18 protein-coding genes, 6 tRNA genes and 1 other RNA gene are annotated in these 19,769 nt (G+C 52.0%); 12 read left to right on the top strand and 13 right to left on the bottom strand.

Annotation, left to right across the window (positions count from 1 at the left end):
- Positions 1 to 33: 33 nt before the first annotated feature.
- The 4 genes from ptsI to cysZ all read right to left on the bottom strand — a co-directional run bounded on the left by ptsI (position 34) and on the right by cysZ (position 4,344).
- Positions 34 to 1,761: a phosphoenolpyruvate-protein phosphotransferase PtsI gene (gene ptsI / locus OGV69_RS21955; protein ID WP_069324500.1), complete on the bottom strand. Its 1,728-nt coding sequence runs from the start codon at positions 1,759 to 1,761 to the stop codon at positions 34 to 36.
- Positions 1,762 to 1,806: 45 nt separating this feature from the next.
- Positions 1,807 to 2,064 (bottom strand): phosphocarrier protein Hpr, encoded by a 258-nt coding sequence (gene ptsH / locus OGV69_RS21950; RefSeq protein ID WP_002913505.1) that lies wholly within the window; start codon positions 2,062 to 2,064, stop codon positions 1,807 to 1,809.
- A 383-nt stretch (positions 2,065 to 2,447) separates the two neighbouring features.
- Positions 2,448 to 3,419, bottom strand: a complete 972-nt coding sequence (cysK, locus tag OGV69_RS21945; protein ID WP_038642476.1) for a cysteine synthase A — start codon at positions 3,417 to 3,419, stop codon at positions 2,448 to 2,450.
- A gap of 163 nt (positions 3,420 to 3,582) precedes the next feature.
- A complete protein-coding gene (cysZ, locus tag OGV69_RS21940) occupies positions 3,583 to 4,344 on the bottom strand; it encodes a sulfate transporter CysZ (RefSeq protein WP_069324501.1) in 762 nt (253 codons plus the stop codon).
- Between the two features lie 230 nt (positions 4,345 to 4,574).
- On the opposite strand from cysZ, the gene zipA reads away from it, so the two are divergent.
- The 3 genes from zipA (at position 4,575) to OGV69_RS21925 (ending at position 7,895) form a co-directional block, all read left to right on the top strand.
- The gene (gene zipA, locus OGV69_RS21935; protein ID WP_069324502.1) at positions 4,575 to 5,588 is read left to right on the top strand and encodes a cell division protein ZipA; all 1,014 of its coding nucleotides are present in this window, start codon (positions 4,575 to 4,577) and stop codon (positions 5,586 to 5,588) included.
- A 71-nt stretch (positions 5,589 to 5,659) separates the two neighbouring features.
- Positions 5,660 to 7,675: an NAD-dependent DNA ligase LigA gene (gene ligA, locus OGV69_RS21930; protein ID WP_069324503.1), complete on the top strand. Its 2,016-nt coding sequence runs from the start codon at positions 5,660 to 5,662 to the stop codon at positions 7,673 to 7,675.
- A gap of 1 nt (position 7,676) precedes the next feature.
- Entirely contained in the window at positions 7,677 to 7,895 is a 219-nt protein-coding gene (locus OGV69_RS21925) for a DUF3820 family protein (RefSeq protein ID WP_032944144.1), read from the top strand.
- On the opposite strand, the gene OGV69_RS21920 is transcribed toward OGV69_RS21925, so the two are convergent.
- Complete coding sequence (locus OGV69_RS21920) at positions 7,892 to 8,890, bottom strand: bile acid:sodium symporter family protein (RefSeq protein WP_038642468.1); 999 nt, start codon at positions 8,888 to 8,890, stop codon at positions 7,892 to 7,894. The genes OGV69_RS21925 and OGV69_RS21920 overlap by 4 nt on opposite strands.
- Positions 8,891 to 8,979: 89 nt before the next feature.
- Here OGV69_RS21920 and OGV69_RS21915 point away from each other — a divergent pair, with 89 nt between their 5' ends.
- From OGV69_RS21915 to OGV69_RS21900, 4 genes are all read left to right on the top strand, one after another.
- Positions 8,980 to 9,906 (top strand): LysR family transcriptional regulator, encoded by a 927-nt coding sequence (locus OGV69_RS21915; RefSeq protein ID WP_069324504.1) that lies wholly within the window; start codon positions 8,980 to 8,982, stop codon positions 9,904 to 9,906.
- 181 nt (positions 9,907 to 10,087) lie between these two features.
- Positions 10,088 to 10,921 carry a xanthosine phosphorylase gene (xapA, locus tag OGV69_RS21910; RefSeq protein WP_038642464.1) on the top strand — a complete coding sequence of 278 codons (834 nt, stop codon included), beginning with the start codon at positions 10,088 to 10,090 and terminating at the stop codon, positions 10,919 to 10,921.
- A gap of 57 nt (positions 10,922 to 10,978) precedes the next feature.
- Positions 10,979 to 12,235, top strand: a complete 1,257-nt coding sequence (locus OGV69_RS21905; RefSeq protein WP_227409072.1) for a nucleoside permease — start codon at positions 10,979 to 10,981, stop codon at positions 12,233 to 12,235.
- Between the two features lie 101 nt (positions 12,236 to 12,336).
- Complete coding sequence (locus OGV69_RS21900; RefSeq protein WP_069324506.1) at positions 12,337 to 13,221, top strand: LysR family transcriptional regulator; 885 nt, start codon at positions 12,337 to 12,339, stop codon at positions 13,219 to 13,221.
- 150 nt (positions 13,222 to 13,371) lie between these two features.
- Here OGV69_RS21900 and OGV69_RS21895 read toward each other — a convergent pair.
- From OGV69_RS21895 to OGV69_RS21875, 5 genes are all read right to left on the bottom strand, one after another.
- A non-coding RNA gene (locus OGV69_RS21895) (RtT sRNA) lies at positions 13,372 to 13,505 on the bottom strand.
- A 22-nt stretch (positions 13,506 to 13,527) separates the two neighbouring features.
- Positions 13,528 to 13,603: transfer RNA gene (locus tag OGV69_RS21890), tRNA-Lys, on the bottom strand.
- A 4-nt stretch (positions 13,604 to 13,607) separates the two neighbouring features.
- Positions 13,608 to 13,683: transfer RNA gene (locus OGV69_RS21885), tRNA-Val, on the bottom strand.
- Between the two features lie 46 nt (positions 13,684 to 13,729).
- Positions 13,730 to 13,805, bottom strand: a tRNA-Val gene (locus OGV69_RS21880).
- A 47-nt stretch (positions 13,806 to 13,852) separates the two neighbouring features.
- A tRNA-Val gene (locus OGV69_RS21875) sits at positions 13,853 to 13,928 on the bottom strand.
- Positions 13,929 to 14,186: 258 nt separating this feature from the next.
- On the opposite strand from OGV69_RS21875, the gene gltX reads away from it, so the two are divergent.
- The gene (gene gltX, locus OGV69_RS21870; protein ID WP_038642458.1) at positions 14,187 to 15,602 is read left to right on the top strand and encodes a glutamate--tRNA ligase; all 1,416 of its coding nucleotides are present in this window, start codon (positions 14,187 to 14,189) and stop codon (positions 15,600 to 15,602) included.
- 55 nt (positions 15,603 to 15,657) lie between these two features.
- Here gltX and OGV69_RS21865 read toward each other — a convergent pair whose 3' ends face one another.
- Together OGV69_RS21865 and OGV69_RS21860 are read right to left on the bottom strand one after the other, a co-directional pair.
- On the bottom strand, positions 15,658 to 16,050 hold the full coding sequence (locus OGV69_RS21865) for a MerR family transcriptional regulator (protein ID WP_038642449.1): 393 nt from the start codon (positions 16,048 to 16,050) through the stop codon (positions 15,658 to 15,660).
- A gap of 1 nt (position 16,051) precedes the next feature.
- A complete protein-coding gene (locus tag OGV69_RS21860) occupies positions 16,052 to 16,414 on the bottom strand; it encodes a YfeC-like transcriptional regulator (RefSeq protein WP_006683575.1) in 363 nt (120 codons plus the stop codon).
- A 221-nt stretch (positions 16,415 to 16,635) separates the two neighbouring features.
- Between OGV69_RS21860 and OGV69_RS21855 the strand changes: the two genes are divergently transcribed.
- Both OGV69_RS21855 and OGV69_RS21850 read left to right on the top strand, forming a co-directional pair.
- Positions 16,636 to 16,711: transfer RNA gene (locus OGV69_RS21855), tRNA-Ala, on the top strand.
- A gap of 42 nt (positions 16,712 to 16,753) precedes the next feature.
- Positions 16,754 to 16,829 (top strand) — tRNA-Ala (locus tag OGV69_RS21850).
- Positions 16,830 to 16,979: 150 nt separating this feature from the next.
- Here OGV69_RS21850 and nupC read toward each other — a convergent pair.
- The gene (gene nupC / locus OGV69_RS21845) at positions 16,980 to 18,182 is read right to left on the bottom strand and encodes a nucleoside permease NupC (protein ID WP_038642445.1); all 1,203 of its coding nucleotides are present in this window, start codon (positions 18,180 to 18,182) and stop codon (positions 16,980 to 16,982) included.
- Between the two features lie 273 nt (positions 18,183 to 18,455).
- Between nupC and OGV69_RS25400 the strand changes: the two genes are divergently transcribed.
- Together OGV69_RS25400 and OGV69_RS21840 are read left to right on the top strand one after the other, a co-directional pair.
- Positions 18,456 to 18,530 carry a hypothetical protein gene (locus tag OGV69_RS25400; RefSeq protein ID WP_419866972.1) on the top strand — a complete coding sequence of 25 codons (75 nt, stop codon included), beginning with the start codon at positions 18,456 to 18,458 and terminating at the stop codon, positions 18,528 to 18,530.
- On the top strand, positions 18,527 to 19,765 hold the full coding sequence (locus OGV69_RS21840; protein WP_069324507.1) for an Nramp family divalent metal transporter: 1,239 nt from the start codon (positions 18,527 to 18,529) through the stop codon (positions 19,763 to 19,765). The genes OGV69_RS25400 and OGV69_RS21840 overlap by 4 nt, the downstream gene beginning before the upstream one ends.
- Positions 19,766 to 19,769: the final 4 nt, after the last annotated feature.

Below are 19,769 nucleotides of genomic sequence, written 5' to 3'. Positions count from 1 at the left end.
TCCTAAGCAGTAAATTGGGCCGCATCTCGTGGATTAGCAGATTGTTTTTTCTTCAATGAACTTGTTAACCAGCGTCATTAACTCGTCCGTTGTCGGTTGAGCAAGAGCCTGCTCTGCTAACACCTTCGCATCTTCGAAGTTCGTGTTACGGATAATCTTCTTAATGCGCGGGATAGAAATGGCGCTCATAGAGAATTCGTCCAGACCCATCCCCAGCAACAGAAGTGTAGCACGTTCGTCGCCTGCAAGCTCACCACACATGCCAGTCCATTTGCCTTCAGCATGAGAAGCATCAATAACTTGCTTGATCAGCGTCAGCACAGATGGCGACATCGGTTGGTAAAGGTGTGAAATCATATCATTACCACGGTCAACTGCCAGGGTGTACTGCGTTAAATCATTGGTGCCGATACTAAAGAAATCAACTTCTTTGGCTAAATGACGCGCAATTGTTGCCGCAGCCGGTGTTTCCACCATCACGCCAATCTCAATGCTTTCGTCAAAAGCTTTACCTTCGTCGCGCAGTTCCTGTTTGTAGATTTCAATCTCTTTGCGCAGCGCACGCACTTCTTCAACAGAGATGATCATCGGGAACATGATGCGCAGTTTGCCGAAAGCAGAGGCACGCAGGATAGCGCGAACCTGGTCACGCAGGATCTCTTTACGATCCATGGCGATACGTACGGCGCGCCAGCCCAGGAACGGGTTCTCTTCTTTCGGGAAGTTCATGTACGGCAGCTCTTTATCGCCGCCGATGTCCATGGTACGGACGATGACCGCCTGAGAGCCACAGGCTTCAGCCACGGCTTTATACGCAGCGAACTGTTCTTCTTCAGTCGGCAGCGATTCACGGTCCATGAACAGGAATTCGGTGCGGTACAGACCAACACCTTCAGCGCCGTTACGCTCAGCGCCTTCAACGTCACGCACGGTACCGATGTTGGCGCAAACTTCAACCTGATGTCCGTCCAGCGTGATCGCCGGCAGATCTTTCAGTTTTGCGAGTTCCGCTTTCTCGGTCGCTACCTGCTCCTGAACGGCACGCAGTTGCTCGATAACGTCGTTGGTCGGATTGACGTAAACCTGGTTGTTTACGGCATCCAGAATCAGATAATCGTCGTTTTTCACCTGAGAGGTGACGCTACCCGTACCGACGATGGCAGGCAGTTCCAGAGAACGCGCCATGATGGAGGTGTGGGAAGTACGTCCCCCCGCGTCAGTGATGAAACCCAGCACCTTGTTCAGGTTCAGCTGTGCGGTTTCTGACGGGGTCAGGTCTGCGGCAACCAGGATAACTTCTTCCTGAATCGCGCTCAGGTCGATGATCGCCATACCCAGAATGTTACGCAGCAGGCGTTTACCGATGTCACGTACGTCAGCCGCACGTTCTTTCAGGTATTCATCATCCAGCTCTTCCAGGGCTGTGGCCTGACCTTCGATAACTTCATGCGCAGCTGCATCAGCCGTCATGTGCTTATCTTTAATCAGGGCTATGATTTCCTGCTCCAGCTCCTCATCTTCGAGCAGCATGATATGCCCTTCAAAGATGGCTTCTTTTTCTTCACCGAACGTTTCACCAGCTTTGGTTTTGATCGCTTCCAGTTGCGCAGATGCCTTGGCACGACCGCTCAGAAAACGTTCAACTTCCTGATCAACCTTGTCGGCAGAAATTTTTTTCCGGTCAATGACGATTTCGTCTTCTTTCAGCAGCAATGCTTTGCCGAAAGCGATACCCGGGGATGCTAAAATGCCTGAAATCATAACCCTACCTTACTTGTGACTGATATTTAAAAGAACTCGTTGAACTTACTCGAGTTCAGCCATCAGTTTTACCAGATGCTCAACTGCTTTCTGCTCGTCTTCACCTTCTGCGGACAGGGTGACAACGGTACCCTGAGTCAGGCCCAGAGTCTGCAGTTTAAACAGGCTTTTGGCGCTAGCGCTTTTGCCGTTGGAAGTCACAGTAATTTCAGAAGTAAAACCTTTTGCTTCTTTAACAAACTGAGCAGCAGGGCGAGTATGCAGACCGTTCGGAGCGGTAATGGTAACTTCTTGCTGGAACATTATATTTCCCCAACTTATAGGTTTAGTGTTGTGGAACTAAAGTCTAGCCTGGCGGTTCAACTTTAGCCTGTATTGTTAGCATCGGCGTAAACTGGACGCGACACAAAAGGAGTTCGGTACAATCCGTTGTTGGCAACTTCTTGCCGCTGACGTTTCGTTCGTCATTAAACATTATGCAGCGAAAGGAAGAGTTGAACCAAATCATAAAATCGATTCAGCTAGCGCTTTTCCTGTAACGATTAATTTCGCGCATCAAAATAATTAGCTTGGTTAAATACCAGTTCCGGCGGGTTGAATCAATGCCAGGAGAGTTGAAACTTTGAAGCAGGCCACAAAAAAGCACCCAAAAGGGTGCTTTTTTACGCGTTTTTAACATGCTGGCATTACTGTTGCAGTTCTTTCTCAGTGAAGAGATCGGCAAACAGTGCAGTGCTCAGATAACGCTCACCCGATGACGGTAGAATAACCACTATATTCTTATTGGTAAAGGTTTCATCTTCCTGGAGCTTGAGCGCGGCAGCAACCGCAGCACCGGAAGAGATACCCGCCAGAATACCTTCTTCTTCCATCAGGCGACGTGCGGTAGAGATAGCTTCATCATTGGTGATGGTAACGACTTTATCGATAAGCTTCAGATCAAGGTTTCCTGGAATGAAGCCTGCGCCGATACCCTGAATTTTATGCGGACCGGGTTTGAGTTCTTCACCCGCCAGGGCCTGAGTGATGACAGGGGAGTCGGTCGGTTCTACCGCGACGGTGATCAGGTCCGTTTTACCTTTGGTGCCTTTAATGTAACGGGTCACGCCAGTCAGCGTACCGCCGGTGCCGACGCCGGAAATAAAGACATCAACCTGGCCATCGGTATCTTCCCAGATTTCCGGCCCGGTGGTTTTTTCGTGGATTTCCGGGTTGGCCGGGTTGCTGAACTGCTGCAGCAGCAGGAATTTTTCCGGATCGCTGGCCACAATTTCTTCCGCTTTTTGGATCGCGCCTTTCATCCCTTTTGCGCCTTCGGTCAGCACCAGATTCGCGCCCAGCGCTTTTAACAGCTTGCGGCGCTCAATGCTCATGGTTTCCGGCATGGTTAACGTCAGTTTGTAACCACGAGCGGCGGCAACGTAGGCCAGCGCGATGCCGGTATTGCCGCTGGTCGGTTCTACCAACTCAACGCCCGGTTTCAGTACCCCACGTTTTTCGGCATCCCAAATCATATTGGCACCGATACGGCATTTGACGCTAAAGCTCGGGTTACGTGATTCCACCTTCGCCAGAATGCGTCCGTTACCGATACGGTTCAGTCGAACCAGCGGCGTATGACCGATAGTCAGCGAGTTGTCTTCAAAAATCTTACTCATGGCCTGTCCTTAACTGTATGAAATTGGGATACCGCTTCAGCATACCTGTTGAGAAAGTATGGGGAAGTAAGGAAATCGCATATCTATATGCTGATGGGAAATAATGCCTTGCAGTATGGAATAAGAGCGGACATAAGCCAGCCCGCTTTTACACATTTTTGCATTACTTCCATAACGCATGCTTAGCACGATAGCAGTCTACCCACATCGCCGTGGCGCCACAAACCGCAACCGGCATAATGAACAGATTGAGTACCGGGATCATGGTGAACAGACTGGTCAACGCGCCAAACTGCATATTGGTCACCTTACGCGTGCGCAGCGCGACGCGCATCTCCTTAAAAGGCACCTTGTGGTTATCAAACGGATAATCACAGTACTGAATGGCCAGCATCCACGCGCTGAACAGGAACCACAGCACCGGGGCGACGGTCTGTCCAATGCCCGGAATGAAATAGAGGATCAGCAACACGAAGGCGCGCGGGAGATACCACGCCAGCTTTTGCCATTCACGTTTCATAATGCGAGGAACGTCTTTCATGATGCCGAGAACGCCAGTGTCGGGTGGCGTTGCGCCCGTTAAGCGCGCTTCAAGTTGCTCCGCTAACAAACCGTTAAACGGTGCAGCAATCCAGTTGGCGACAGTGGAGAACAGGTAGCCGAACACTAACAGTACGGAAATGGTAACGATCGGCCACAGCAAATAGCTGAGCCATTGAAGCCAGTCAGGTACGTGGCTCATCAGCGCAGGGATCCAGCTATCGAGTTGGCTAAATAACCACCAGAATGCGCCGCCCATCAATAGGATATTCACCAGTAAAGGCAGAATAACAAAACGACGAATGCCCGGTTGGGAGATGAGCTTCCATCCCTGAGAAAAGTAATAAAGGCCGCTGCGAGGTACAACTGCAGATGATGAAACCATGGTCAGGACATACTCCTTGTTATATAAGCTCTGGTAAACCTAGCGTATCTTACCGGGTTGTTGAGCGTTAAGCTGTTCGGAAATGTTCGAAAAAACAGCAAAAAGCACAATTTTGTTCATCTTTATGCCGTGAAAGCCAAGAGTGCACTTGCACTTGGCGTAATCGACAAATACTCTTAGTGAGTAAATGTTTGCCGTGGTGGCAAGGTGTTAGAACAACAGAGAATATAATGATGCAGGATTTGCGTCTGATATTAATCATTGTTGGCGCGATCGCCATAATCGCTTTACTGGTACATGGTTTTTGGACTAGCCGTAAAGAGCGGTCTTCTATATTCCGCGATCGCCCACTGAAACGCATGAAGTCTAAACGTGAAGACGAGGATTCGTTCGACGACAACGCCGAGGAAGACGAAGGCGTGGGCGAAGTTCGCGTTCATCGTGTGAATCATGCTCCCGGTAACGCGCAGGAACATGGTGTTCCTCCTCAGTCGCCGCAACACCAGTACCAGCCGCCTTATGCGTCTGCTCAGCCGCGTCAAACCGCGCAGCAGCCTGCACAAGCGCCGGTACCGCCGCCGCATGTTCAGCAGCCGCCTCAGCCTGTTCAACCGCAGCAGCCTGTGCAACATCAGCCTGTTCAGCCGCAACCGGTGCAACAGCCGGTACAGCATCAGCCCGTTGCTCCGCAGGTTCAGCAGCCCGTGCAGCAGGCTCCGCAACCTGCGCCGCAGACCTTCCAGCCAGCAGAGCCTGTCGTTGAACACCAACCGCAGCCTGAGCCGGTCGTTGAAGAAGCGCCTGTTGCCGAAAAACCGCAGCGTAAAGAAGCGGTCATTATTATGAACGTCGCGGCTCACCATGGCAGCGAGCTCAACGGTGATGTGCTGCTCAACAGCATTCAGCAAGCCGGTTTTAAATTTGGCGATATGAATATTTTCCATCGTCACCTGAGCCCGGATGGCAGCGGTCCGTCGCTGTTCAGTCTTGCCAACATGGTTAATCCTGGTACCTTTGACCCGGAGATGACGGGCGACTTCAGCACGCCTGGCGTGACTATTTTTATGCAGGTTCCGTCCTATGGGGACGAGCTGCAAAACTTTAAGCTGATGCTGCAGTCCGCGCAGCACATTGCTGATGAAGTTGGCGGTGTGGTGCTCGACGATCAACGTCGTATGATGACGCCGCAGAAACTGCGCGAATATCAGGACCGCATCCGCGAAGTTAAAGAATCTCACGCCTGATTTTCTTCTGGCGTGACATTTCCTTGCTAAACCCCCGCCTGTCGGGGGTTTTTTATCATTGATGGTGCGATATGGAATCAATCGAACAACAACTGACAGAACTGCGAACCACGCTTCGCCATCATGAGTATCTCTACCATGTGATGGACGCGCCGGAAATTCCCGATGCGGAATATGATCGCCTGATGCGAGAACTGCGCGAGCTGGAAGCGCAGCATCCGGACCTTGTTACCCCCGACTCGCCAACCCAACGCGTTGGCGCCGCGCCGTTGTCGGCGTTCAGCCAGATTCGCCATGAAGTGCCGATGCTGTCGCTGGATAACGTGTTTGATGAGGAGAGTTTTCTCGCCTTCAACAAGCGCGTGCAGGACCGACTGAAGAGCACCGATAAGCTGACCTGGTGCTGTGAACTGAAACTGGACGGCCTGGCGGTCAGTATCCTGTATGAAAACGGCGTGCTGGTCAGCGCCGCAACGCGCGGTGATGGCACCACGGGGGAGGATATTACCTCTAACGTGCGCACTATCCGCGCGATCCCGTTAAAACTGCGTGGCGATAATATTCCCACGCGTCTGGAAGTGCGCGGGGAAGTGTTCCTGCCACAGGCTGGATTTGAAAAAATTAATGAAGAAGCCCGCCGCACCGGCAATAAAGTATTTGCTAATCCGCGCAACGCCGCCGCCGGGTCATTACGCCAGCTTGATCCCCGTATCACGGCGAAGCGACCGCTTACTTTCTTCTGCTATGGCGTTGGTGTGCTGGAAGGCGGCGCGCTGCCTGATACTCACCTCGGCCGTCTGCTGCAATTTAAAGAGTGGGGACTGCCGGTAAGCGACAGGGTAGCGCTGTGTGACTCGCCGGAGGAAGTACTCGCTTACTATCACAAGGTTGAAGAAGACCGACCGACGTTGGGCTTCGATATTGACGGCGTGGTGATTAAAGTCAACTCCATGGCGTTGCAGGAGCAACTGGGCTTTGTCGCTCGCGCGCCGCGCTGGGCGGTGGCCTTTAAGTTTCCGGCGCAGGAGCAGATGACCTTTGTTCGCGATGTTGAGTTTCAGGTCGGACGTACCGGGGCGATTACGCCCGTTGCTCGCCTTGAACCGGTTCAGGTTGCCGGGGTTCTGGTCAGTAACGCCACTCTGCATAATGCCGATGAAATCGATCGTCTGGGGTTGCGTATTGGCGATAAAGTTGTTATTCGCCGGGCGGGCGATGTAATCCCGCAGGTGGTCAACGTGGTGCTTTCCGAGCGTCCGGAAGAGACGCGTGAAATCGTGTTTCCACAGCACTGTCCGGTGTGTGGGTCTGATGTTGAACGTGTGGAAGGCGAAGCGGTCGCTCGCTGTACCGGCGGCCTGATTTGCGGCGCCCAGCGTAAGGAATCGTTGAAACACTTTGTTTCCCGCCGCGCGCTCGATGTTGACGGTATGGGCGACAAAATTATCGATCAACTGGTGGAGAAAGAGTATGTCCATACGCCAGCAGATCTCTTCACCCTGACGGCAGGCAAGCTCACCGGACTCGATCGAATGGGGCCAAAGTCGGCGCAAAACGTGGTGAATGCGCTGGAAAAAGCGAAAGAAACGACGTTTGCCCGTTTCCTCTACGCGCTGGGCATTCGTGAAGTCGGCGAGGCCACTGCCGCAGGTCTGGCGGCGTATTTCGGCACTCTGGATGCGCTGGAAGCGGCCTCTGTTGAAGAGCTGCAAAAAGTGCCGGATGTTGGCATTGTGGTGGCGACGCACGTGTTTAATTTCTTTGCCGAAGAGAGCAACCGCGAGGTGATAGGCCAGTTGCTGGCGCAGGGCATTCGCTGGCCCGCGCCGGTGGTTGTCAACGCTGAGGAAATCGACAGCCCGTTCGCGGGCAAAACGGTGGTGCTGACCGGAAGCCTGAGCCTGATGTCGCGTGATGACGCCAAAGCACGATTAACCGAACTGGGCGCAAAAGTGGCCGGTAGCGTGTCGAAGAAAACCGATCTGGTGATTGCCGGCGAAGCGGCGGGTTCGAAACTGGCAAAAGCACAGGAACTGGGTATTACCGTGATTGATGAAGCTGAAATGATCCGCTTACTGGGTGCCTGAGATGGAAAAAGAGCAGCTGGTTGAAATCGCCAACACCGTGATGCCCTTTGGCAAATATAAGGGGCGTCGGCTGATTGATGTCCCGGAAGAGTATCTGCTGTGGTTTGCCCGTAAGGATGAATTCCCGGCGGGTAAACTGGGCGAGCTGATGCAAATCACGCTGCTGATTAAAACTGAGGGGCTGACGCAGTTGGTGCAGCCCCTGAAACGCCCGCTTTAAGCCTTTGCGGCGCGGCTTTTCTGCTGCGCCTGCAATGCGTCCGTCTGTTGCTTGTAGCGACGGGCCATCACGGCGCAGACCATCAGCTGAATTTGATGGAAGATCATCAAAGGCAGCACCATCATGCCAATCACCGAAGTCGGAAACAGAATATTTGCCATTGGGATCCCATTCGCCAGGCTCTTTTTCGAACCGCAGAAGACAATGGTGATTTCATCGGCTTTATTGAAGCCGCATTTCCGGGCAACAAAGACGTTTATGCCAATCACAATGGCCAGCAGAACGATGCTGACCACGCAGATAAACAGCAGTGAGCCGATTCCCACTTTGTGCCAGATCCCGTTAACCACGGCTTCGCTAAAGGCAGAGTACACCACCAGTAAAATGGAGGATTGGTCTGTTTTGGCGATCCACTTTTTATGTCGTGATACCCAGTTACCAATCCATGGACGTGAAAGATGTCCCAACACGAACGGCAGCAGCAGTTGCAGCATAATTTTCCCCACCTGCTCCAGGCTGCCTTCCGCGCCGTGCATATTCATCACCAGGCCTACCAGCAGCGGTGAAAGGAAAATACCCAGCAGGCTGGAGGCCGAAGCGGAGCACACGGCGGCGGCGACGTTACCTCCCGCCAGCGATGTAAAGGCGATGGCCGACTGCACCGTGGCCGGCAAAATACACAGATACAGGAAACCGGTATACAGCATCGGGTCAACATTAACCGGTGCCCACCATGCGAACAGAACACCCAATACCGGGAAGACGACGAAAGTGCTGCACATGACCCACAGATGCAAACGCCAATGGCTACCGCCGGCAATAATGGCCTCACGCGACAGCTTTGCCCCGTGCATAAAAAACAGCAGGGCAATGGCGGCGGTGGTTAAGCCTTCAAAAAAAGGGACAAAACCGCCCTCGGCCGGGAAAAAGGAAGCCAGTAAAACGACGGTAATTAGCGTTATCGTGAACGGATCAAGAATACGAAATAGTTTCATAAAAGCTCCTGAAATTCGGTAGGAACATTTTGCGTTTTTCCGTTTGAGAAATAAAATTGATTTATTGCATCCATATATGAATCGAATAGATGAATTACTCTCTGCGTCAGCTCCGTATCTTTGTTACCGTCGCTCAGGCTAAAAGTTTTAGCCGGGCAGGGGATATCATTGGCTTAAGCCAGTCGGCGGTCAGCCATAGCGTTAAAGAGCTGGAAGGGCAGACGGGCGTCCGGTTATTAGATAGAACAACACGAGAAGTGGTACTGACAGAAGCCGGGCATCAGTTGGCGGCGCGACTGGAGCGTATTCTGGATGAACTGCACAGCACCCTGCGTGAAGCAGGCCAGGTGGGGACGCAGTTAACCGGAACGGTGCGCGTTGCCGCCAGCCAGACGATCTCCGCACACCTGATTCCACAGTGTATTGCCCAGAGTAATCAGCTTTATCCTGCGATCGATTTTGTGCTGCATGACAGGCCACAGCAGTGGGTGCTGGAAAGCATTCGCCAGGGAGAAGTCGATTTTGGCATTGTGATTGATCCTGGTGCTGTGACCGATCTGCAGTGTGAAGCCGTACTGTCCGAACCTTTCCTGTTGCTGTGTCGGCAGGATCATCCGTTAGCCCAGCGGGAATGGGTCAACTGGCAGGATCTCTATCATGAGCGTCTGGTGCTACAGGATTACGCTTCCGGCAGTCGACCGCTGATCGATGCGGCGCTGGCCCACTTTTCGATTGATGCCAATATTGTTCAGGAGATTGGTCACCCGGCCACGTTGTTTCCGATGGTAGAGGCGGGCATTGGTATCAGCGTACTGCCCGCGCTGGCGCTCCCCTTACCGCAGGGTAGCCATTTACAGGTTAAGCGTCTGACGCCGGTGGTTGAACGACAATTGATGCTGGCGCGACGTAAAAACCGTTCTTTATCTACCGCGGCTCAGGCGTTGTGGGACGTGGTGCGCATGCAGGCCAGTGAGTTAACTGCTGGTCGCGCAAGCGATCCGCTGTATAAGATATAAACCGCCCCATGCCATTTCTGGCAGAAAAATAATGTGAATTCAAACCAGTTTAGCGTACCTCATCGATACCGATTTACTATCGCTTGTCGGGATAAACGGTATTGGTAATCGATTGCGTAGTCCCGCTATAACAGTGTGGTACGCGACGTTATTTTCGATTACTCAGTATTAAGGATATCTCATGAGCCACTCTCTTTTCTCGCAAAATCCCTGGTACAGCGCCGATATTATTCGTGGCTATAAGCCGGATTTCACTCCACGCGTCGCTTTTATTCTTGGCTCAGGCCTGGGCGCGTTGGCGGATCAAATTGAGGATGCGGTGGCCATTTCTTACGAGAAACTTCCCGGGTTCCCGGTGAGCACCGTTCACGGTCATGCTGGTGAACTGGTGTTGGGAAATCTGGCAGGTATTCCGGTGGCCTGTATGAAAGGGCGTGGACATTTCTATGAAGGGCGCGGTATGACGGTGATGACCGATGCCATTCGCACACTGAAGCTGCTGGGCTGTGAACTGTTATTTTGTACCAACGCCGCAGGCTCCCTCCGCCCTGAAGTTGGGCCGGGTAGTCTGGTTGCGCTTAGCGATCACATCAATACGATGCCAGGTACACCGATGGTGGGACTTAACGATGAGCGTTTTGGCGAGCGATTCTTTTCGCTGGCGAATGCCTATGATGCTGACTATCGTGCAATCCTGCAAACCGTTGCCGCAGAAGAAGGTTTCCCGCTGAGCGAAGGCGTATTTGTCTCTTATCCGGGACCAAACTTTGAAACCGCGGCAGAAATTCGCATGATGCAAATCATTGGTGGCGATGTCGTGGGGATGTCGGTGGTGCCTGAAGTTATCTCTGCCCGCCATTGCGGTCTGAAAGTGGTTGCGGTCGCAGCGATCACTAACCTGGCGGAAGGTTTGGGCGATGTGAAATTATCTCACGCGCAGACGCTGGCGGCAGCGGAACTCTCCCGGCAGAACTTTATCAATCTGATCTGCGGCTTTTTGCGCAAACTGGCCTGAATAATTAAAAATTGACCCCGCTTGCGGGGTCTTACTTTTTTGGCAAGGAACGGAAAAATGGGTATCGCATCTCGCTTAAAGCTCATGTCGTTTTTGCAATATTTCATCTGGGGGAGCTGGCTGGTTACCCTGGGGTCTTACATGATTAATACCCTGGATTTTACCGGCGCGAATGTGGGTATGGTCTACAGTTCGAAAGGGCTGGCAGCGATTATCATGCCGGGCATAATGGGGATCATTGCCGATAAATGGCTACGCGCCGAACGCGCCTACATGCTTTGCCATCTTGTCTGCGCGGGTGTGCTGCTATATGCCACTACCGTTACCGATCCGCAGACCATGTTCTGGGTGATGTTGGTTAACGCGATGGCATATATGCCGACGATTGCGTTATCGAACAGTGTTTCCTACTCGTGTCTGGCGCAATCGGGCCAGGACCCGGTCACCGCTTTTCCACCCATTCGCGTGTTTGGCACTATCGGCTTTATCGTGGCCATGTGGACGGTGAGTCTGATGGGACTGGAACTGAGCAGTGCGCAACTGTATATCGCTTCTGGCGCATCGTTGCTGCTGGCTCTGTATGCGCTGACGTTGCCGAAAATTCCGGTTGCCGAGAAGAAAGCGAACACAACGCTTGCCAGCAAGCTTGGGCTGGATGCTTTTGTCTTGTTTAAAAATCCACGTATGGCAATCTTCTTTTTGTTTGCGATGATGCTGGGGGCGGTACTGCAAATTACTAATGTCTTTGGCAATCCGTTCCTGCATGATTTTGCCCGTAATCCTGAGTTTGCCGACAGTTTTGTGGTGAAGTATCCCTCTATCTTGCTTTCAATTTCACAGATGGCGGAAGTGGGCTTTATCCTGACTATCCCGTTCTTCCTCAAACGCTTTGGTATTAAAACGGTAATGCTGATGAGCATGCTGGCGTGGACGCTGCGCTTTGGTTTTTTTGCCTTTGGCGATCCGTCCCCGGTCGGCTTTGTGATGCTGCTGATGTCGATGATTGTCTATGGTTGCGCGTTTGATTTCTTCAATATTTCAGGATCGGTGTTTGTAGAGCAGGAAGTGAGTTCTAACATTCGCGCCAGTGCGCAGGGGCTGTTTATGACGATGGTCAATGGCGTGGGCGCTTGGGTTGGCTCAATCCTGAGCGGGATGGCGGTAGATTACTTCTCTGTCGATGGCGTTAAGGACTGGCAGACTATCTGGTTAGTCTTTGCCGCGTATGCGCTGGCATTGGCGGTTATCTTTGCATTGTTCTTTAAATACAAGCATGAGCCAGAAAAATTGGCGCAGAAATCGCTGGCGCATTAACGTGACATTCGCGGCGGGGGACTGATACCCGCCGTTTCATTTTCCGCGATGCAATGTGGTAACTTTGCGCATTATCCTTTGTCCTCAGGAGCGCATTATCCATGGAACGCACGCACCGTATCGATCTGAAGTTACTGCGTTATTTTCTTGCTGTCGCAGAAGAACTGCATTTTGGACGCGCTGCTGCTCGCCTGAATATGTCGCAACCGCCGCTCAGTACGCATATTAAAGAGCTGGAACAACAACTCGGCACTTTGCTGTTTATCCGACATTCCCGCAGTGTAGCCTTAACACATGCCGGAAAAATTTTGATGGAAGAGTCGCGCCGATTGCTATCCAGTGCGAATCAGGCGCTGGCGAGAGTAGAGCAAATTGGTCGCGGCGACGCAGGGCGGATTGAACTCGGTGTTATCGGTACGGCGATGTGGGGAAAAATGCGTCCAGTGATGCGGCGTTTTTTAAAAGATAACCCTAACGTTGAGGTGCTGTTTCGCGAGAATATGCCAGCCATGCAGATGACGATGCTGGAACGACGTGAGCTGGATGCGGGAATTTGGCGGATGGCCACTGAGCCTTCGCCTGGATTTACCAGCCTGCGTTTGCATGAATCCTCTTTCCTGGTGGCAATGCCAGAAGAGCATCCACTGACTGAACTTGCCGCGATACCATTGGAAGCGTTGCGGAACGAATATTTTGTCACAATGCCGTCCATTCATACCGACTGGGCATTTTTACAGCGCGTTTGCCTAAGCGCCGGATTTTCACCAATGATTATTCGCGAGGTGAAGGAGCCGCAAACGGTGTTGGCGATGATCAGTATGGGAGTTGGAATTACGTTGATTGCAGACAGTTATGCGCAAATGAGCTGGCCGGGTGTGGTGTTCCGTCCGTTAGAGGAACGTATTCCGGCGGATTTGTATATTGTGTATGACCAGCAGCAGGCAACGCCCGCGCTGGAGAAACTGGTGGCGGCGTTGATGGTATGATGTCTGCGCCGGATGGCGACTAAACGTCTTATCCGGCCTACGCGTGCGGTGTTGTCTGTAGGCCTGATAAGCGCAGCGCATCAGGCAAGCAGATTCGAATCTTCCATATCGCAGATAGCAAAAAGGCGCCGCCAGCGCCCTCTTTTACATTGGTGGGTCGTGCAGGATGACTCGCTTCGCTCGCCCTTCGGGCCGTCGCCGTAAACGGCTCCGTTGTCTCACTACGTTCGACCCGAACCTGCTGCAGGTTCGAATCGTTGAATTTTGCGCATAGCAAAAAGGCGCCTTTAGGGCGCCTTTTTACATTGGTGGGTCGTGCAGGATTCGAACCTGCGACCAATTGATTAAAAGTCAACTGCTCTACCAACTGAGCTAACGACCCGAAGTGGTGGGTGATGACGGGATCGAACCGCCGACCCCCTCCTTGTAAGGGAGGTGCTCTCCCAGCTGAGCTAATCACCCACTTCGGTACTTCATATTTTAACAAGAAATCCAGCTGGCGAGAAAGTGGTGGGTGATGACGGGATCGAACCGCCGACCCCCTCCTTGTAAGGGAGGTGCTCTCCCAGCTGAGCTAATCACCCACTTCTCAATTTCTTGTTTTTACACGGCGGAGACTACATAAAGTAGTTGGTGGGTGATGACGGGTTCGAACCGCCGACCCCCTCCTTGTAAGGGAGGTGCTCTCCCAGCTGAGCTAATCACCCCCGCTGTGTGGAGTCGCATTATAGGGAGAGTTGAAAATGAGTCAACGCATTTTCTAAAGAAATTGTTCGTTCGTCGTAAATTTAAACAAAACGATCGCAAAACAATCCATGCAGCATGATTTGTATACGAAAATGGCAAAGCGTGATGTTCCAACCCGATCAACATTGAGGAATCAGACCACAGTGATAGAATACGAGCCTGATAATCTTCCCTGGATTTGCCGGTTGTCGGCATCTTTATAAACGTAAGGCCATTTCATGAAAATCAAAACTCGCTTCGCGCCAAGCCCGACAGGTTACCTGCACGTCGGCGGTGCGCGTACTGCTCTTTATTCCTGGCTTTTTGCACGTAACCATGGCGGTGAGTTTGTGCTGCGTATTGAAGACACCGATCTCGAACGCTCCACGCCGGAAGCTATTGAAGCCATTATGGATGGTATGAACTGGCTGAATCTGGAATGGGATGAAGGCCCGTACTTCCAGACCAAACGTTTTGATCGCTACAACGCTGTTATTGATGAAATGCTGGAAGCAGGCACCGCATATAAGTGCTACTGCTCCAAAGAGCGTCTGGATGCGCTGCGCGAAGAGCAGATGGCGAACGGTGAGAAGCCGCGTTACGACGGCCGCTGCCGCCACGGTCACGAGCACCATGCCGCCGATGAACCGTGCGTGGTGCGTTTTGCCAACCCGCAGGACGGTTCCGTTATTTTTGACGATCAGATCCGTGGGCCGATCGAATTCAGCAACCAGGAGCTGGACGATCTGATCATCCGCCGTACCGACGGCTCCCCAACCTACAACTTCTGCGTGGTTGTCGATGACTGGGATATGGAAATCACTCACGTTATTCGTGGCGAAGACCATATCAACAACACCCCGCGTCAGATCAATATCCTGAAAGCGCTGAATGCGCCGGTGCCGGTTTACGCGCACGTGTCGATGATCAACGGCGACGACGGTAAAAAACTCTCTAAACGTCACGGCGCGGTCAGCGTGATGCAATACCGCGATGACGGCTATCTGCCGGAAGCGCTGCTGAACTATCTGGTGCGCCTGGGCTGGTCCAGCGGCGATCAGGAAATCTTCACCCGTGAAGAGATGATTAAACTGTTCTCCCTCGGTGCGGTGAGCAAGTCTGCGAGCGCGTTCAACACTGAAAAATTGCAGTGGCTGAACCATCACTACATTAATGCGCTGGCACCGGAATATGTGGCAACGCATCTGCAGTGGCACATTGAGCAGGAAAATATCGATACTCGCGTTGGGCCTCAACTTTCTGAGCTGGTGAAACTGCTGGGCGAGCGTTGCAAGACGCTGAAAGAAATGGCGCAGAGCTGCCGCTACTTCTATGAAGACTTTGCTGAGTTCGACGCTGACGCGGCGAAGAAACACCTGCGTCCGGTTGCGCGTCAGCCGCTGGAAGTGGTTCGCGACAAACTGGCCGCCATTACCGAATGGACGGCAGAAAACGTCCACCACGCGATTCAGGCAACCGCTGATGAGCTGGAAGTGGGCATGGGTAAAGTTGGGATGCCGCTGCGCGTCGCGGTAACCGGCGCGGGTCAGTCCCCGGCGTTAGACGTCACGGTGCATGCGATTGGCAAATCCCGCAGCGTTGAGCGTATTAACAAAGCACTGGCGTTTATTGCAGAGCGTGAAAGTCAGCAGTAATTCTGGCTGATTGATGACACAACGGCAGGATGCGCTCCTGCCGTTTTTTTACCCGCTATTCAGACTCATCAATGCCCAGACGGATAAGGAAATTACGAATCCCTTCGCGCGAGATATACATCGCCAGCTTTTCTTGTTCCGTTGGCGACATATTGTCCAGTGCGCTGATTATCTGGCGACAGGCATGGCTGCGCACTACATGGGTGTATTCTGCCAGCGGTTCTTCAGCCTGATAAAACTCAGGAGCTTTGCGAAAAGCGGGAACGTTGAGCAGAAACGTGCGGACACCGGAGTCAATATGAATAAGTCTTGCACGACCGCCTTTAACGCCGGGAAATTTTTCGGTGGTCCAGTTTTGCTCTCTGATCCAACGATTGACGGTTTGTTTGGCTACCCCGAGACATTCCGCCAGCTCTTCGGTCGTCATTTTGCTGCGTAATTTTTTCATATTATTTGTTTTCGCGGATCCCTAAGCGTTGTAATAAACCCGTAATGCCTTCACGCAGGATCAATGACGTAAACATTTTCTGTTCTGATGGCGTCATCTCTTTGGCGAGTCTAATCAGCAGCGCCTCAATCGAAGTATCACCGGATAACGATAAGTTATCTGATAAACCTTCGGCTGAACGTTCAGCGCTGCGAATGTATTCACGAACTTGTTCGGTGACGTGAACCAGACGGGCTTTACCGCCCTGAACGCCTGGTTTTGGTGATGTAGCCCAACCTTCCTTGCGCACCCATTTATTGATGGTCTGTCGGCTGTATCCGGTCAGATTAGCAAGCTCTTCTGGCGTCATCCGTTCCTTGAACATAACGATTCCCTGAGTAGTCGTGGGGTTAATTAGTGGCTCATTTTATAGCACCATTTTAGTAGAAACCGTGACGCGTTTAACTACTGAATGCGAGTTGTTACGCAATGTTCTTCATTTGACTGCTTTTTCAGCGATTGAATTCTATGAGTTAATTTTGCCGTTGACACACGCGAAGGGAATTCATATGATGCCGCCCGTCAACTCGACAAGCTTTACGTGACGGGGCTATAGCTCAGCTGGGAGAGCGCTTGCATGGCATGCAAGAGGTCAGCGGTTCGATCCCGCTTAGCTCCACCAAATTTAATCCCAATAAATTTGGTCTGTACGTAAAAGCATCGTGGGGCTATAGCTCAGCTGGGAGAGCGCTTGCATGGCATGCAAGAGGTCAGCGGTTCGATCCCGCTTAGCTCCACCAAAATTTAAACCCTCGCTGAAAAGCGGGGGTTTTTTGTTTTTACATCCTGCCAGTTCTCACCTTATATTTCTTTGGTTTGCTGAATAACACGCATAAAAAAACCGGGGAGAAAAACCTCCCCGGTCTTAACACGACAATGTTGTCTTTGGCTTACAGCACCAGTGCTGCGATGGATGCAGACAGTACGCTCACCAGCGTAGAGCCGTATACCAGCTTCAGACCAAAGCGGGAAACCACGTTACCTTGTTCTTCGTTCAGGCCTTTAATCGCGCCGGCGATAATCCCGATGGAAGAGAAGTTAGCGAAGGAGACCAGGAACACAGAGATGATGCCTTCAGCGCGTGGAGAGAGCGTAGAGGCGATTTTCTGCAGATCCATCATCGCGACGAATTCGTTAGAAACCAGTTTGGTTGCCATGATACTGCCCACCTGCAACGCTTCGCTGGACGGTACACCCATTACCCATGCAACCGGGTAGAAGATGTAGCCCAGGATGCCCTGGAAGGAGATGCTGTAGCCAAACCAACCGGTCACGGTAGCGAACAGGGCGTTCAGGGCGGCGATCAGCGCGATGAAACCAATCAGCATGGCTGCAACGATAATTGCCACTTTGAAACCTGCCAGGATGTATTCACCCAGCATTTCGAAGAAGCTCTGGCCTTCGTGCAGGTTAGACATCTGAATGTTTTCTTCGCTGGCATCAACGGTGTAGGGGTTGATCAGCGACAAGACGATAAAGGTGCTGAACATGTTCAGAACCAGCGCAGCAACCACGTACTTCGGCTCCAGCATGGTCATATACGCGCCGACGATAGACATGGAAACCGTCGACATCGCTGTTGCAGCCATGGTGTACATACGGTTGCGGGACATTTTGCCGAGAATATCTTTATAGGCGATAAAGTTCTCGGACTGACCCAGGATCAGGGAGCTGACGGCGTTAAAGGATTCCAGCTTACCCATACCGTTGACTTTAGATAACAGGAAACCAATCGCGCGGATGACAATTGGCAGAACGCGGATATGCTGCAAAATACCAATCAGCGCGGAAATGAAGACGATCGGGCAAAGCACTTTCAGGAAGAAGAATGCCAGGCCTTTGTCGTTCATGCTGCCGAAGACAAAGTTTGTCCCTTCATTAGCGAATCCGAGCAGTTTCTCAAACATCTCGGAGAAGCCTCTCACGAAGCCCAGACCGACATCAGAGTTCAGGAAGAACCATGCCAGTAACACTTCAATAACAAGCAGTTGAATAACATAACGAATGCGGATTTTTTTACGGTCACTGCTTACCAGCAGTGCGAGTACCGCAACCACGGCAAGGGCCAGGACAAAATGAAGAACGCGGTCCATATTTGCTCCAAATATGAGGCAGGTTTAGTTTTCGTGCACATTCTATGTAACAACCATAAAGAAAACGAGATCAAACACACACTATAATAAGGACCTGTGACGAGATTCAAAATTAGTGATCGGCGATACACTTCTGTTATGTTGAGTAGGGAAGTGAAAAGTTATGTCATTGTGCTAATCTAATAACAATAATTAAACATCTCATCGGTATTTCCAGAATCTTTATCGATCCATAGACAATCGCTATCAGAGAAATCAACTTCACCCATTAAAATGAATTTGATAATCATTCTCAATGGGCGTAGCTTGAAACATAGCAAAGGCTATGTTTCTGGGGCACTAAAATGACGAACGATCGCGTTGAGAGTAGCAGTGGACGGGCAGCGCGCAAGTTGAAGCTCGCATTAATGGGACCTGCGTTCATCGCGGCGATCGGTTATATCGATCCAGGTAACTTTGCCACCAATATCCAGGCAGGGGCCAGCTTTGGTTATAAATTGCTGTGGGTGGTGGTCTGGGCAAACCTGATGGCGATGCTGATTCAGGTGCTGTCGGCAAAACTGGGTATTGCCACCGGTAAAAACCTGGCGGAGCAAATTCGCGATCATTATCCTCGCCCGGTGGTGTGGTTTTACTGGGTGCAGGCTGAAATTATCGCCATGGCGACCGACCTTGCTGAGTTTATTGGCGCTGCGATTGGTTTCAAACTGATCCTGGGCGTTTCGTTATTGCAGGGGGCCGTGCTTACCGGCATCGCGACGTTTTTAATTTTGATGCTGCAGCGCCGCGGGCAAAAGCCGCTGGAAAAAGTTATTGGCGGCCTGCTGCTGTTTGTGGCTGCGGCTTACATTGTGGAACTGATCTTTTCCCAACCGAACTTCGCGCAGCTTAGCAAGGGGATGATTATTCCCAGCCTGCCGAATTCGGAGGCTGTGTTCCTGGCCGCAGGCGTACTTGGCGCGACCATCATGCCGCACGTCATTTATCTGCACTCTTCCTTAACCCAGCATCTGCACGGCGGAACGCGCCAACAGCGCTATACGGCCACCAAATGGGATGTGGCTATCGCCATGACGATTGCCGGATTTGTCAATCTGGCGATGATGGCGACAGCTGCCGCCGCATTTCATTTTAGCGGGCATACCGGTATCGCCGATCTCGATCAAGCGTACCTGACCCTTGAACCGCTGTTGAGCCATGCGGCGGCGACGGTGTTTGGTTTAAGCCTGGTGGCAGCAGGACTGTCTTCTACTGTGGTCGGCACGCTGGCGGGGCAGGTGGTGATGCAGGGATTCATCCGCTTTCATATCCCATTATGGGTACGCCGTACTGTCACCATGATGCCATCATTTATTGTGATTCTGATGGGGCTGGATCCGACCCGTATTCTGGTGATGAGCCAGGTGTTGCTCAGTTTCGGGATTGCCCTTGCGCTGGTGCCGCTACTGCTCTTTACCAGCAACGGCACATTGATGGGGGATTTGGTTAACACCGCCTGGGTCAAATACATTGGCTGGATGATTGTGGTGTTAGTGGTCGCGCTCAATATCTGGCTACTGGTGGGAACCGCGCTGGGTTTGTAAAAAC

The sequence above is a fragment of the Citrobacter sp. Cc139 genome (genome assembly GCF_030334645.1).
GTDB lineage: Bacteria > Pseudomonadota > Gammaproteobacteria > Enterobacterales > Enterobacteriaceae > Citrobacter > Citrobacter werkmanii.
This window is presented reverse-complemented; position numbering and strand designations above follow the sequence as displayed.